This window comes from Streptomyces sp. NPDC057307 (assembly GCF_042667665.1).
Taxonomy (GTDB): Bacteria; Actinomycetota; Actinomycetes; order Streptomycetales; family Streptomycetaceae; genus Streptomyces.
The window spans coordinates 32,712-45,981 of the sequence record NZ_JBHUZM010000054.1 but is presented as its reverse complement, the minus strand read 5'-3'; the positions used below and the strand labels follow the sequence as shown (position 1 = coordinate 45,981).

The window sequence follows — 13,270 nt, the reverse complement described above, 5'->3', positions numbered from 1 at the left end:
CGCCGAGGGCGCCCGGTCGGCCGCCCAGGCGCCGCCGACCGCACCGGGACCGGACTGCTGGTGTAGGTGGAGCTACCCGCCCCGTGGGGGCGGGAAGCTCCTCGCGTTTCAGCGGTGGAGGTCGGCGTCCTCGATGCCGAGGTCGAAGCCCGCGCGGTACTCCACCCCCGGTTCCGGGGAGAGCGGTTCGCCCGTGTCGGCGTCGGTGCAGTAGGCGCTGAAGACCTGTCCCTCGCTGAGCGGTGCGAGGCCGCTGTTCCTGAGCCGCCAGCCGTGGAGCCGGTCAGGGGCGTCGGGCCCCGTCGTACGGAGGACGACTCCCCCGTGGCTGTCGAGTGCGATGCCCGCCGCGAGGACGGTCACGAACTCCGCGCTCTCGGACGCGTCGAGCCGGGCGGGCCCCGTGTCGGGCCGTTCCACATGGAGGGCCGCGAGGAGTTGTTCGTCCGGTGTGGGGATGCTGCACACGAGATGGTGTGTGCCCGGTCCGGCCCGCTCGATCAACTGGGTCAGGTGCCGTGAGGCGCGGTCGAACGAGGCGCGTCCGATGTCCACGCCGCAGTCGGCGCACTCCCCGAGGTCGGCGAGGACCATCGTCGCGTACTCCCAAGTGGCCCTGCGGACAGCGGTGTTGACCAGCTCCGGAACGAGGCGCCCGACGGACTGTCCGGTGTAAGGCACGACGGCGCCGCCCGTCACCGCGATACGTGCCGTGAAGCGGGCCCGGCTGGTCTCGGTGTCCGGATCGAGGCCGGTCTCCGCGCAGTACTCGGCGAATTCCTCCGGGTCGAAGAGCGCGACCGCGGTGTGCGCTCCCTCGGTGGCGAGGGAGCGGAGCAGTCCGTCGATCTGTCGGAGGTACTTCCGGTGGTCGTCGAAGGTGAAGGTGCGGTAGCGCCGCATGGCGCCGAAGTCCTGCTCGTCGGCGAGCAGCCCGACGGTGCACGGCACTTCGCGGCGGAGCACGCGCCGTTCGCTCCGTGCGCGCCTCGAAGTGCCGGCCGGGCCCGTCCCTCCGGTCCGGCCGATCCGTCGGTTGTTCCTGTGGTGTTTGCGGTTGGTGTGCGCCATGACTCCCCCTGAGCGCTGAGCACTGTCGATCACTGCTCACTCAGAGTAATCGGGGGGTCTGACAATGGCGCCTCGTGCTAGCCGCGGCCTTCGCGACGCTCCCGGGCCAGGGACTCGTAGAAGTGCAGCAGTTCGAGGTTGTCGACCGAGCCGGGGTTCACCGCCTTGGCCAGCTCCGTGCCCTGGAGCAGGCGCTTCACCGGGACCTCGATCCGCTTGCCGGTGAGTGTGTGGGGGACGGCCGGGATCTCGATGATCGTGTCCGGGACGTGGCGGGGCGAGAGTTCCTGGCGGATGGTCGCCTTGATCCGGGCACGCAGGGTGTCGTCGAGTACGGCGCCTTCGGCGAGGTGGACGAAGAGCGGCATCCAGTAGCCGCCGTTCGGTTCCTCAAGGCCGATCACGAGGGACTCACGGATCTCGGGGAGGCGTTCCACGGCTTCGTAGATGTCGGCCGAACCCATCCGTACGCCTTGGCGGTTGAGGGTCGAGTCGGACCGGCCGTGGATGACGACCGAGCCGCGGTCGGTGAGGGTGATCCAGTCTCCGTGCCGCCAGACGCCGGGGTACATGTCGAAGTAACTGTCGTGGTAGCGGCTGCCGTCGGGGTCGTTCCAGAACCTGACGGGCATCGACGGCATGGGATTGGTGACGACGAGTTCGCCGACCTCGTCGATGACGGGTTCGCCCTGCGCGTCCCACGCCTGGAGGTCGGTGCCGAGGCAGGGCGCCTGGAGTTCGCCGATGTGGACGGGGAGCGTGGGGACGGCTCCGGCGAAGCAGGTGCAGACGTCGGTGCCGCCGCTGACGGAGGCGATCCACAGGTCGTCGGCGACCTCGTCGTGGAGCCAGTTGAAGCCGTCGGGCGGCAGGGGGGAGCCGGTGGTGGCGACGCAGGCGATCTTGGACAGGTCGTGGTCGCGTGCGGGGTGGACGTCCGCCTTGCGGCAGGCCATCACGTACGCGGCCGAGGTCCCGAAGAGGGTGGCTCCGGTCCGCTCGGCGACGCCCCACTGGGCTCCGGTGTCGGGGTAACCGGGGCTGCCGTCGTACAGGACGATCGTCGTTCCCGTGAGCAGGCCGGAGACGAGGAAGTTCCACATCATCCAGCCGGTGGAGGTGTACCAGAAGAAGCGGTCGTCGGGGCCCAGGTCGCAGTGGAGGCCGAGCTGCTTGAAGTGTTCGAGGAGGATGCCGCCCTGGGACTGGACGATGGCCTTGGGGAGGCCGGTGGTGCCGGAGGAGTACAGGACCCAGAGGGGGTGGGCGAACGGGAGCTGTTCGAAGACCGGTTCGGTGTCGGCGGAGGTGACGGCGGACCAGTCGAGCGCGCCGTCGGGGGCCGGGGTGCCGAGCAGGGGGATGTGGATCACGGCGCGCAGGGTGGGCAGTTCGGCGCGGAGTTCGGCGACGGTCCCGGTGCGGTCGTGTTCCTTGCCGCCGTAGCGGTAGCCGTCGACGGCGAACAGGACGACGGGCTCGATCTGCTGGAAGCGGTCGAGGACGCTGCGGGCGCCGAAGTCCGGTGCGCAGGACGTCCAGACGGCTCCCACGGCGGCGCTGGCGAGGAAGGCGACGACGGCCTGCGGGACATTGGGGACGTAGCCGCTGACGCGGTCGCCGGGGCGTACGCCGAGGGCGCGCAGTTCGGCGGCGAGTGAACCCACCTGGCGACGCAGCTCCGCCCAGCTGACGGGCGTGGGTCCCTGGGTCTCGTCCACGTGCAGGAGCGCGGGCTCGTCGGCGCGCGCGGGGTCCTCGGCGGTGCGCAGGGCGTGCTCGGCGTAGTTGAGGGTGGCGCCGGGGAACCACTCGGCGCCGGGCATGGCGCGTGAGCCGAGTACGCGCTCGTACGGGGTGGAGAACCGTACGTCGAACCAGTCGGCGATCGCCGTCCAGAACGTTTCCAGCTCCGTGACCGACCAGTGGTGCAGCGCCGCGTAGCCGCCTTCGGCGGGGGCCCCGTACCGCTCGGCCGCCCAGGTCTGGAACCTGGTCACGTGCGCCGCCGCGATGCGGTCGGCGTTCGGCTGCCACAGGGGCGCTGGGCTTGCTGCTGAGGTCATGCGGTGGCTCCCGGGGTGGCTCGACGCGTGGTGTGCGTGGGGCGCGCGCACGCGTGCGGAGGTGCGCCCCGGCTCCCACGGACGATGCCATGTGATCGTCTTTCGCACCAGACAGTCCCCCTGTGACGCCTGCTGATGTGCGGGAATGAGGCGCGGGCGACATGTGGCCGGACCATGGGTGAACGGGAGTTGAACGCGGTCGGTTCGGTCTCCGCCGGATGGCAGGCTGAGCAGCATGGACGGTCGTGAACTGCTGCGCTCGATGAAAGATGCCGGTTCGGTACGGGGGATGCGGACGGTGCGGTCGGCCTGGCGCCGCCGTCGTACGGACGAGCGGGATCTGCCGGCGCGGGGCGCGGAGCGGGCGAGGGTGCCCGGTCCGGTGCGTGGTGCGGAGCCGTTGGCGGGGGGCGGGATCGTCCGGTTCGCGCGGGCCGAGCTGCGGGTGTGGGTGGCCGTGGGCGGCGGGGTCTTCTGGGGGTGGGACGGGGCGGAGCCCGCGCCGTCGTACGCGCTGGCGGGCGATCCGCCGGAGCCCGATCCGCGGGCCGTGCTGGAGCCCGACAAGGACGGCGGCTGGCGGGTGGTGTCCGAGCGCGTGACGGTGGCGGTGTCCCGGCACGGCGGTGTGGAGGTGGCGACGCCCGGGGGTGTCGTGCTGCGGCGTGAGCTGCCGCCGCGCTGGTGGGAGCCGGTGGACGGGGGCGGGCCCGCGCGGTGGGCGCAGCGGGCCGAGGTGGCGGCGGACGCGCGTTTCTTCGGGCTCGGCGGGCGGGCGTCCGGGCCTCGGCTGCGCGACGGCGTGTACCGCCTGTGGAACACCGATCCGCGGGGCGGTTTCGGCCCGGGCGACGATCCGCTGTACATCACCATGCCGGTGCAGCTGGTGGTGGCGGACGCGGGTACGCACCTCGCCTTCTACGACAACTCGTGGGACGGGCGCGTCACTCTTAAGGAGGGTGAGGAGGGCGCGGGCTCCGGTCATGACCGGCCGGGCACGTCCGAGCTGCGGATGGGCGGCGGTCCGTTGCGCTGCTGGGTGCTGCTCGGCACGCCCGCGCGGGTGCTGCACGGCTGGACGGCGCTGACGGGTGTGCCGGCGCTGCCTCCCGCGTGGGCGCTGGGGCCGCAGCACGCGCGGTGGGGTTTCGGCAGCGCCGAGGAGGTGCGGCGGATCGTGACCGGTTATCAGGAGCGCGGGCTGCCGTTGTCGGCGATCCATCTGGACATCGACCACTACGACGGGCATCGGGTGTTCACCGTCGACCGGCGGAGCTTCCCCGATCTGCCCGCTCTCGCCAAGGAGTTGCGTGCCGAGGGGGTGCGGCTGGTCTCGATCGTCGATCCGGCGGTGAAGGCGGAGCCGGGGAACGACACGTACGACAGCGGTTCGGCGGCCGGCGCGTTCGTACGGGACGCGCGCGGCGACGACGTACGGGGGGAGGTCTGGCCGGGTGAGTGCGTCTATCCGGACTTCACCGATCCGGCGGTGCGTGAGTGGTGGGGCTCTCTTTACGAGGAGCGGCTCGCGCAGGGCTTCTCGGGCGTCTGGCACGACATGAACGAGCCGGTGTCGTTCGCGCCGTTCGGGGACATGACGCTGCCGCTGTCGGCCAGGCACGCGCTCGACGGGCGTGGTGGCGATCACCGGGAGGCCCACAACGTGTACGGGCTGACGATGGGGATGGCCGGGTACGAGGGGTTGCGGCGGCTGCGGCCCGACGAGCGGCCGTTTCTCTTCTCGCGGTCCGGTTGGGCGGGGATGCAGCGGTACGGCGGGACCTGGTCGGGCGATGTGGACACCGGCTGGCCGGGGCTGCGCGCCTCGCTCGCCCTGGTGCTGGGGCTGGGGCTGTGCGGGGTGCCGTACTCGGGGCCGGACGTGGGTGGCTTCACGGGGAGTCCGTCGCCGGAGCTGTTTCTGCGCTGGTATCAACTGGGCGCGTATCTGCCGCTGTTCCGTACGCACGCGTCGATCGACGCGGGGCGCAGGGAGCCGTGGGAGTTCGGTGACGAGGTGCTCGGCCACGCGCGGGCGGCGCTCCTGGAGCGGGAGCGGCTGGGGCCGTACTTCATGACGCTGGCCCAGCTGGCGCGGCTGACGGGCGCGCCGTACGCCCGTCCGGTGTGGTGGGGCGCGCCGGAGGACCGGGCGCTGCGGGACTGCGAGGACGCGTTTCTGCTCGGGGACTCGCTGCTGGTGGCACCGGTGCTGGAGGCCGGTACGGACGGGCGCGCGGTGCGGCTGCCGCGTGGGCGGTGGTACGACACGGCGACCGGGGCCGCGTACGAGGGGCCGGGTCAGGTCCTGCTGGACGCCCCGCCGTCCAGGATTCCGGTGCTGGCGCGGGCGGGCTCGGTGATCCCGGTGCGGGGCGGTGCCGGTCCGGACGGGGCGGTCGGGGGCCTTGAGTTGGAGGTGTGGCCCCCGGCGCCGGGGCGTACGGGTGGCGGGCTGGTGGTGCGGGACGCCGGGGACGGGTGGGCGTATCCGGAGGTGGAGCGGTACACGTCACGGCTGGTGGGCGGCGAGGTGGTGGTCGAGCGTGTGACGGACGACGGTGTGGTGCCGCCGGAACTGCCGGTGCGGGTACGGGGGTAGGGCGCCGGGTCTCCGGGTCTCCGGGGCGAAGGTCAGCCGGGGCGCGTCGCGGTGTCGTACCGGCCGGCGAACCAGGCCCGTACCGCCGCCGTGTGCAGCGGGAACGCCAGCTCGGCGGGAGCCCGCAGCAGCTGCCAGCCGTCCGTCTCGTCGGTGGCCACCGACGCCGGCAGTTCGGCGACGGGGCGTGCCGGCAGGAGCGCGAAGAGCAGCAGATGGGCGCCGTCGGCCGCGCTCATCGCGTCGGCCAGTCGGACGTCCCGCTCGGCGGCCTCGATGCCGGTCTCCTCCCGCAACTCGCGTACGGCGGCGTGCCGCCAGTCCTCGGCGTGGTCGATGAAGCCGCCGGGGAGCGCGAGGTGGCCGCGCCGGGGTTCGATGGTGCGGGTGATGACGACGAGCGAGGTGCCCCGGTCGTCGGTCACGGGCAGCAGGGTGATCGCGACAGGCAGCGGATTGCGATAGGCCGTGTCGCCGCAGACGTGGCAGGTTCGCGGCCAGTCGGCGCCGGCGGGATACGGCGCGCCGCAGCTGCCGCAGTGCGAGTTCCGCACGACCTGGTTCCTGGGGGCGGCTGAGTCGTTCTCGGGGTCGGGCACGCGCGGACTGTAGCCGATCACTCTTTCCCGCGGGCCGTGGAACTGATAGACGGTGTGCCCATGACACGACTCGCTTCCGCACTCCGCGCGCTGGCCGCCACCGCGGCCACCCTGCTCGCCGTGACCGCCGCAGCCCCGGGGGCGTCCGGGGCGACCTCGACCTCCGAGGCGCCGGGGTCCTCCGGCGGCGGCTCCCGGACGTCCCGGCCCACGGCACCCGAGGAGTTCGTGGCTCTGCCGACCGTGGCACCGACGATCATCCAGGAGATCCGCTACACCACCCCGCACAACTTCGTGGGCGAGCGGATCGACGGTTATGACCAGCCGCTCTGCATCCTCACGCGCCCGGCCGCGCGGGCACTTCAGCGCGCGCAGTCGAAGCTGCTGCGGCAGGGCTACTCGCTCAAGGTGTACGACTGCTACCGCCCGCAGCGGGCGGTCGATCACTTCGTCCGCTGGGCGAAGGACCTGACGGACGAGAGGATGAAGCCGGAGTTCTATCCGCAGGTCGACAAGTCGAGGTTGTTCACCGACGGATACATCGCCGAGAAGTCCGGTCACAGCCGCGGCAGCACGGTGGATCTGACGATCGTCAAGCTGCCGGCCAAGCCGACCCTGCCGTACTTGCCCGGCGAGAAGCTGGTCCCCTGCTACGCGCCGCAGGGCGAGCGGTTCCGGGACAACTCCGTCGACATGGGCACCGGTTACGACTGCTTCGACACGCTGTCGCACACCGACGATCCCCGGATCCAGGGTGGGCAGCGCGCGAACCGGCAGCTCCTGAAGAGCACGCTGGCCGACGCCGGATTCACCAACCTCCCCGAGGAGTGGTGGCACTTCACCCACAAGCCGGAGCTATTCCCCGACACCTACTTCGACTTCCCGGTGTCCTGGCGCTCCGTCCTCGGCCGCTGACGGCGAGGGGACGACCAGCGGGTGAGCGGCCGGCCGGGACCACCCCCGTGGGCTCCGGCCGCCCGCTCACTACTCTCGGACGCGAGCCGCCCGTTTTCGGTTCTCCTCCTGCCCGTTTCCCCTTCCGGGCGGAGCCGTTACGGTGCCCGTATGGCAACGGAGACAACGGCGGCATACGAGTCGTACGAGGAATTCTGGCCCTACTACGTGGCGATGCACTCGCGCGCCGCCACCCGTTGGGTCCATCTCACGGGGACGCTCACCGGCCTCGCCGTCAGCGTCTACGGCCTGGCGCGCGGCCGGAAGCGGTACGCGGCGGCGCTGCCGCTGATCGGCTACGGAACGGCCTGGCCGGCGCACTTCTTCATCGAGAAGAACAACCCCGCGAGTTTCGGGCATCCCGCGTGGTCGCTGCGCGGCGATGTGCAGATGATCCGGATGATGCTCGCGGGACGGGACGCCGAGTTGGCCGAGATCGCCGCGAAGTGGCTCGCCGAGAACCGCTGAGCTGCTGAGTTGTTGAACCGCTGAGTTGTCGAAGCGCTGAGACTCACGGCCCGTACCCCTGTCGGTGGGGGTACGGGCCGTGTTCCGTAGGTGTCGTCGGTGCGTGCCGTCGGTACGTACCGTCGGTGTGTCGTCAGCTGGTGGTGACCGCGGGCTCGCGCTGCTTGCGCGCGCGGATCATCGCGTGCTCCACGACCGCCACCAGGACGTCCTTGACGGACTCCCGACGGCGCGCGTCGCACATCATCAGCGGGACCTCGGGGTCGAGGTCGAGCGCCGTCCGGACCGTCTCGGCGGGGAAACGCGCCGCGTCCTCGAAGCAGTTGACGGCGACGGCGAAGGGAATGTCCCGCCGCTCGAAGTAGTCGACCGCCGCGAAGGAGTCCTCCAGCCGCCGGGTGTCGGCCAGGACGACCGCGCCGAGCGCGCCCTGGGCCAACTCGTCCCACAGGAACCAGAAGCGGTCCTGGCCAGGCGTACCGAACAGATAGAGCACCAGGTCGTCCCGGAGCGTGATGCGCCCGAAGTCCATCGCGACCGTGGTCGTGGTCTTGCCCTCGATGCCCGCGATGTCGTCGACGGGGCGGCCCGCCTCGGTGAGCAGTTCCTCGGTGCGCAGCGGTTTGATCTCGCTCACCGCGCCCACGAGGGTGGTCTTGCCCACCCCGAAGCCGCCTGCCACCAGGATCTTCAGAGTCACCGGCTCGATCGGCCGCTGTCCACGGCTAGAGCGCCCGAAGACCATTGATCACCTCGCGGAGAATGTTCACGTCCGGCAGCTCGGCCGGCGGAACGGGACGGGTTACGTGCACCAGTTCGTTCTCGACCAGATCTCCTACGAAGACCCTGACCACCCCCACGGGGAGGTCGAGGCCCGCGGCGAGTTCCGCGATCGACTGAGGACTGGCTCTGCAGAGTTCGACTATCTCCACATGCTCGGGAGACAGTGTCCGGTCGCCCGCGGGGTCGTCGGCCGCGGGCGCCGGGATGACGATGGCGATCAGGTCGAGCCGGTGCCGGGTGGCGCTGCTGGTCCGGCCGCGTGTCATGGCGTACGGGCGCACCACCGGGCCGGCGTCGCCGTCGAACCAGTGCTTCGGACCCTCGCCTGCATCAGTCATGACATTCAGCTCACCCGGTGGTGGGCTGTCCGGCGCGGGGTGCGGCACCGAGGTGGACGCCGACGCGCTTGACCATGAGCGTCATCTCGTAGGCCACCTGGCCGACGTCGGAATCGGAGTCGGAGAGCACGGCGAGGCAACTGCCGTCGCCCGCCGCCGTCACGAAGAGGAATGCCTCGTCGAGTTCGACGACGGTCTGGCGGACCTTGCCCGCCTCGAAGTGGCGGCCGACGCCCTTGGCGAGGCTGTGGAAGCCGGAGGCGACGGCGGCGAGATGTTCGCCGTCCTCACGGGTCAGATCCTTCGACGTGCCCGTGGCGAGGCCGTCCCCGGAGAGGACGATCGCCTTGCGTATGCTGCCGACCCGTTCCACCAGCTCGTCCAGGAGCCAGTTGAGGTCGCCCGGAACGGATCCGCGGCGTGTGGAATCGGATGATGCGGCTTTCGGTGCGGTCATCGACCGTCCCCCTCCGGTGTCGTTCCTGCTGTGTCGCCGGGGCCGTTGATGCCTTCGGTGCCATCGGTGTCTTCGGCGTTGTTCTGCTGACGGCCACGCTGCCAGCCCCGTTGAAGGGAAGCCATACGGTTCCGTACTTGGTCCGCGTCCCGCTCGTAGTCCCGCTCCGTGGCGTCGGTGGGCGACGCCTCGGCCTCTTCCCGTACGGCGTCCTTGAGCTGGGGCGCGAGGCTGGCCTGCCGGACGCGCCGGGGAAGGCCGCCGAGCGGGGCGGGAGACCCGTTCTCGTCAGGCGTCACGGCGGCTCCGTCGGTCGGTGCGGACGGGTTCGGTGCGAACGCGTTCGACACGGGCGTCCTCGGCACGGGCTCGTTCGGCACGGGTGTCCCCGGCATGGGTGTCGCCGGCGCGGGCGTGCCCGGCGACGCCTCCGACGCCGGGTGGGCGCCGCCGCGCTCGTCCAGACGCCTTCCGTGGTCGGCGACCAGCTTCGGGGTCTTGCGGCTGCGGCGGGGAAGCTGCGACGGGAACCCGAGCGGGTCGGCGTCGTCGAGGCTGTCACGGCCGCTGGGACCGTCCTGGTCCGCGGCCTGGCGGTGCTGCTCGTGGAGTTCTCCGGAGACGCCGTCGCGCGCTCCGCGCGGGCGGCCCGCCTCACGCCCGCGGGTGTCCCGCAGGTGCTCACGGGCGCGGAAGATCCCGCCGCGCTCGCTCTCGGTGTCGTCCAGGTCGCCGTTGCCGAGGTCGGTGGCGGCGGTGGTGTCACCGCGGTTGGGCAGGTCGTCGAATTCGCGCCCGGTGAGGGGAGGTTCGAGTTCGATGGGCCCGTCCAGCACGGAGCGGCTTCCGCTGAGTCCGGTGGGGACCTGCGAGAGCGACGCCAGCCGGCCGTCGGAGCGGCCTCGGCCGTTGTCGGTCGCGAGGTTCTGCCGGTCGAGCCGGAATCCGGTGCCCTGGGTCTCGGGCGCCTCGGTGAGCAGGGCGGCCGGCAGGAACACGATCGCGGTGGTGCCTCCGTACGGAGACGGCTGGAGCGAGACCCGAACGTTCTGCCGCTGCGCGAGCCGGCTGACGACGAAGAGACCGAGGCGGTCGGTGTCGGACAGCTCGAACTCGGGCGTCTCCGCGAGCCGCAGATTCGCGTCGAGGAGGGCGTCGGAGTTCATGCCGAGGCCGCGGTCGTGGATCTCCAGGGTGAAGCCGTTGGCGACACGTTCGCCGTGGACCTGCACCGCCGTGTGCGGGGGTGAGAACACCGTGGCGTTCTCCAGGAGTTCGGCGACGAGGTGGGTGAGGTCGGCGACGGCGGGGCCGCCGACACCGATCCTCGGCAGTCTGCGGACCTCGACGCGCTCGTAGTCCTCGACCTCGGCGACCGCGGCCCGTACGACGTCCATGAGCTGGACGGGCTTGCGCCACTGGCGGGACGGCGCGGCTCCGGAGAGGATCACCAGGCCCTCGGCGTGGCGCCGCATACGGGTGGTCAGATGGTCGAGGCGGAACAGGTCGGCGAGTTCGTCGGTGTCCTCGGTGCGGCGCTCCATGGTGTCCAGGAGCGTGAGCTGGCGGTGGAGGAGGACCTGGTTGCGGCGGGCGAGGTTGACGAACACCTCGGAGACTCCGTGCCTCAACTCGGCCTGCTTCACGGCCGCTTCGACGGCGGCGCGCTGGAGGGTGTTGAGCGCCTGGCCGACCTGGCCCAGCTCGTCGCGCTCGTAGTCCAGCCGCGGGGCCTCCGTCTCGACGTCGACCTGCTCGCCCGCCGCGAGGCGTCGCATGACGCTCGGCAGTCGGACACCGGACACCTCGTGCGCCTCCTTACGGAGGCCGGACAGGTCGCGGATGAGGCTGCGGCCGACGCGGATGGAGACGATCAGGGAGACGAGCAGCGCGAGGAAGCCGAGTACGCCGGCGATTCCGGCCAGGACGAAGACGTTGAACCCGGCCGGTTCGACCCGGTCCTGGTAGCGCTCGTCGGCCGCCTCGCCCTCACGCTCCAGGCTTTCGAGAACGGGGTTGGCCATCTCCTGCCAGCGGGCGGCGTCCACCGAGGCCGGGCCCTTGCCCGGGCCCGCGGCGATGAGCTGTTCCTCCGCCTCGCGGAGGGGCTGGGTGCCGGGACCGCCCCAGTACTGCTCGAAGATCTCCCGCTCGGAGGCGGGCAGGACGTCGAGGTTGGTCTCGTAGAGCAGTGTGCGGTTGGCGACCAGGTCGGATATCAGCCGGATCTCGTCCGACGTGGTACGGCGGGTGACCAGCGCGGAGACGACCAACGCGTCCTCGCGGGAGAGCATCTCCTGGGCGCGGTCGACGCCGACCAGGGCGCGCGCCTGCTTGTCCAGCTCCACGTCCTCCAGGGCGTGCAGCGTCGACAGGAAGCTGTGGCACGGGTCGACGAGTCTGTTGTAGAAGTCGAGTGCCTGGCCGCGGGTGACGGTGCTCTTCTCGACGGAACGGCGCAGCGCGCCCAGGCCGTCGAGCGCGTCGGTGAGCGAGGTCAGCCGTGCGGAGGTGGTGCCGCTCATCTGGTCGCGTACCGAGGGGTCCTCGGCGTTCGCCTTGATCCTCGTGACGGCCCTGTCGGTGGCCGCGCGCTGCCGGCGCAGGGCGGCGAGGGAGTCGGAGTTACGGGGGTCGGCCAGGTAGACAAGGGTCTGGCGGCGTTCCCGCTGGACCACCCGGACCGTGTCCTCCACGGGGTCGCCGACCTTGTCGATGATGTAGGCGACATCGAGGAGTTGGTTGGCCTCGCGGCCGGTGAGTGTCGTGGCGAATGCCCACAGGGCCGTGAGGGAGATGAGCGGCACAAGCAGCAACGCCACGATCTTCCGGCGGATGGACTTCCCGCGAAAGCGCATGGCCTCCCCCAGCTCCACCTTCCACCCGACGTGGAAGGCGTCTTCATCAGAATGGACATCCTCGTCAACAAACGGCGTGAGCCTACTACCGCACACCTACAACTCGAAGACACGTCCGGGCGATTTTCGGTCTCGCTCGGATGAGTTGATCACGAGTTGTCCTGGTATTCACGGAGTTGACTTTCGCCGCTGTCGCGCACAGTACCTGGCGGGACGTCACTTTTCGCAATCGATCAGATGGCCTGAACCGTATGTGCGCGGGAATCTTCCTGATCTGTCGCTCGTCTATGTGTATGGGTACTGACGTACGGAAGTACCGGCTCAGGGTGGGGAATTCGGAGCGAGGGACGGGGCGGGCGGACAGCGCCGGTGCGCTGCCCGCCACACATTCGGTGCCATGGTTCGCGTGAAGCGGCCGGGGCCGGGCAGTCACCCTGATGTCGGACAGCGGTGGGGAGTTACGGTCCATGAATTCGAAGTCGGACACGAGAACAGCGACGAAGGCGGGCAAGCAGGCACAGGCGCAGGCACGTACGGCGGGGCGCGGGAACGGCCCCGGGGACAGTCGCGACGACGGCCGCGAGGCCCGCGGGGCGGCCACGAGGAAGTCGCCCGCGGAGGTCGAGGTCGAGCTGCCTGCCCCGCGCGGCACGGGCCTGTCGCGGCGGCTCTGGGTGGAGGAGCCCGCGATACGGCGCCGGATGCCCGATCCGGTGCGGACGGCGGCGGTGCGGGCCGTGATCATAGCGTCGGTGACGCTGATGCAGGCGATGGTGGCGTTCTTCTGCACCCTCGCGGGTTCGTGGCTGGCCTTCCCCATGGTGCTGAGCAGCGTGGGCAGCACGGTGGTGGCGACCTGGGGTGTGCTCGACGTATGGGTGACGCGCCAGGTGTGGAATCAGCGCAACGGTGTGGTGTCCGTACCGAGCAGCACGGCACGGCAGCTGCGCAGGGAGCGCCGCAGGGCCAGGCGTACGGCGCGGACGGCGGAGCGTGACGGCGCGCGGATACGACGCCGGGGCGCCGGCAGGCTCTCCGAAGCCTGAACGCCCGCGTCCCGGCGGCTGCTGGGCT

General features: G+C 71.1%; 11 protein-coding genes. 4 read left to right on the top strand and 7 right to left on the bottom strand.

What is annotated here, in order from left to right; all coding sequences use genetic code 11:
- Nucleotides 1–108 precede the first annotated feature (108 nt).
- On the bottom strand, nt 109–1,071 hold the full coding sequence (locus ACFUN8_RS19920; RefSeq protein ID WP_383639057.1) for a hypothetical protein: 963 nt from the start codon (nt 1,069–1,071) through the stop codon (nt 109–111).
- A 77-nt stretch (nt 1,072–1,148) separates the two neighbouring features.
- Nucleotides 1,149–3,137 carry an acetoacetate--CoA ligase gene (locus ACFUN8_RS19915; protein WP_383639054.1) on the bottom strand — a complete coding sequence of 663 codons (1,989 nt, stop codon included), beginning with the start codon at nt 3,135–3,137 and terminating at the stop codon, nt 1,149–1,151.
- Between the two features lie 235 nt (nt 3,138–3,372).
- Between ACFUN8_RS19915 and ACFUN8_RS19910 the strand changes: the two genes are divergently transcribed.
- On the top strand, nt 3,373–5,739 hold the full coding sequence (locus tag ACFUN8_RS19910; protein WP_383639051.1) for a glycoside hydrolase family 31 protein: 2,367 nt from the start codon (nt 3,373–3,375) through the stop codon (nt 5,737–5,739).
- A 32-nt stretch (nt 5,740–5,771) separates the two neighbouring features.
- On the opposite strand, the gene ACFUN8_RS19905 is transcribed toward ACFUN8_RS19910, so the two are convergent.
- On the bottom strand, nt 5,772–6,338 hold the full coding sequence (locus ACFUN8_RS19905; RefSeq protein WP_383639049.1) for an NUDIX domain-containing protein: 567 nt from the start codon (nt 6,336–6,338) through the stop codon (nt 5,772–5,774).
- A 60-nt stretch (nt 6,339–6,398) separates the two neighbouring features.
- Here ACFUN8_RS19905 and ACFUN8_RS19900 point away from each other — a divergent pair, with 60 nt between their 5' ends.
- Nucleotides 6,399–7,253 (top strand): M15 family metallopeptidase, encoded by an 855-nt coding sequence (locus ACFUN8_RS19900; protein WP_383639046.1) that lies wholly within the window; start codon nt 6,399–6,401, stop codon nt 7,251–7,253.
- Between the two features lie 150 nt (nt 7,254–7,403).
- Nucleotides 7,404–7,760, top strand: a complete 357-nt coding sequence (locus ACFUN8_RS19895) for an Mpo1-like protein (protein WP_383639043.1) — start codon at nt 7,404–7,406, stop codon at nt 7,758–7,760.
- A gap of 133 nt (nt 7,761–7,893) precedes the next feature.
- Here ACFUN8_RS19895 and ACFUN8_RS19890 read toward each other — a convergent pair whose 3' ends face one another.
- Genes ACFUN8_RS19890 through ACFUN8_RS19875 form a run of 4 tightly spaced genes read right to left on the bottom strand, consistent with a single transcriptional unit; the run spans nt 7,894 to nt 12,196 of the window.
- Nucleotides 7,894–8,505: an ATP/GTP-binding protein gene (locus tag ACFUN8_RS19890; RefSeq protein WP_383639040.1), complete on the bottom strand. Its 612-nt coding sequence runs from the start codon at nt 8,503–8,505 to the stop codon at nt 7,894–7,896.
- A complete protein-coding gene (locus ACFUN8_RS19885) occupies nt 8,486–8,881 on the bottom strand; it encodes a DUF742 domain-containing protein (protein ID WP_383639037.1) in 396 nt (131 codons plus the stop codon). Before ACFUN8_RS19885 ends, ACFUN8_RS19890 begins: the two co-directional genes overlap by 20 nt.
- A gap of 10 nt (nt 8,882–8,891) precedes the next feature.
- Nucleotides 8,892–9,338 (bottom strand): roadblock/LC7 domain-containing protein, encoded by a 447-nt coding sequence (locus ACFUN8_RS19880; protein WP_383639035.1) that lies wholly within the window; start codon nt 9,336–9,338, stop codon nt 8,892–8,894.
- Entirely contained in the window at nt 9,335–12,196 is a 2,862-nt protein-coding gene (locus ACFUN8_RS19875; protein ID WP_383639032.1) for a nitrate- and nitrite sensing domain-containing protein, read from the bottom strand. Before ACFUN8_RS19875 ends, ACFUN8_RS19880 begins: the two co-directional genes overlap by 4 nt.
- Nucleotides 12,197–12,663: 467 nt before the next feature.
- Between ACFUN8_RS19875 and ACFUN8_RS19870 the strand changes: the two genes are divergently transcribed.
- Complete coding sequence (locus ACFUN8_RS19870; protein WP_383639029.1) at nt 12,664–13,242, top strand: hypothetical protein; 579 nt, start codon at nt 12,664–12,666, stop codon at nt 13,240–13,242.
- The last annotated feature ends 28 nt before the right edge of the window (nt 13,243–13,270 follow it).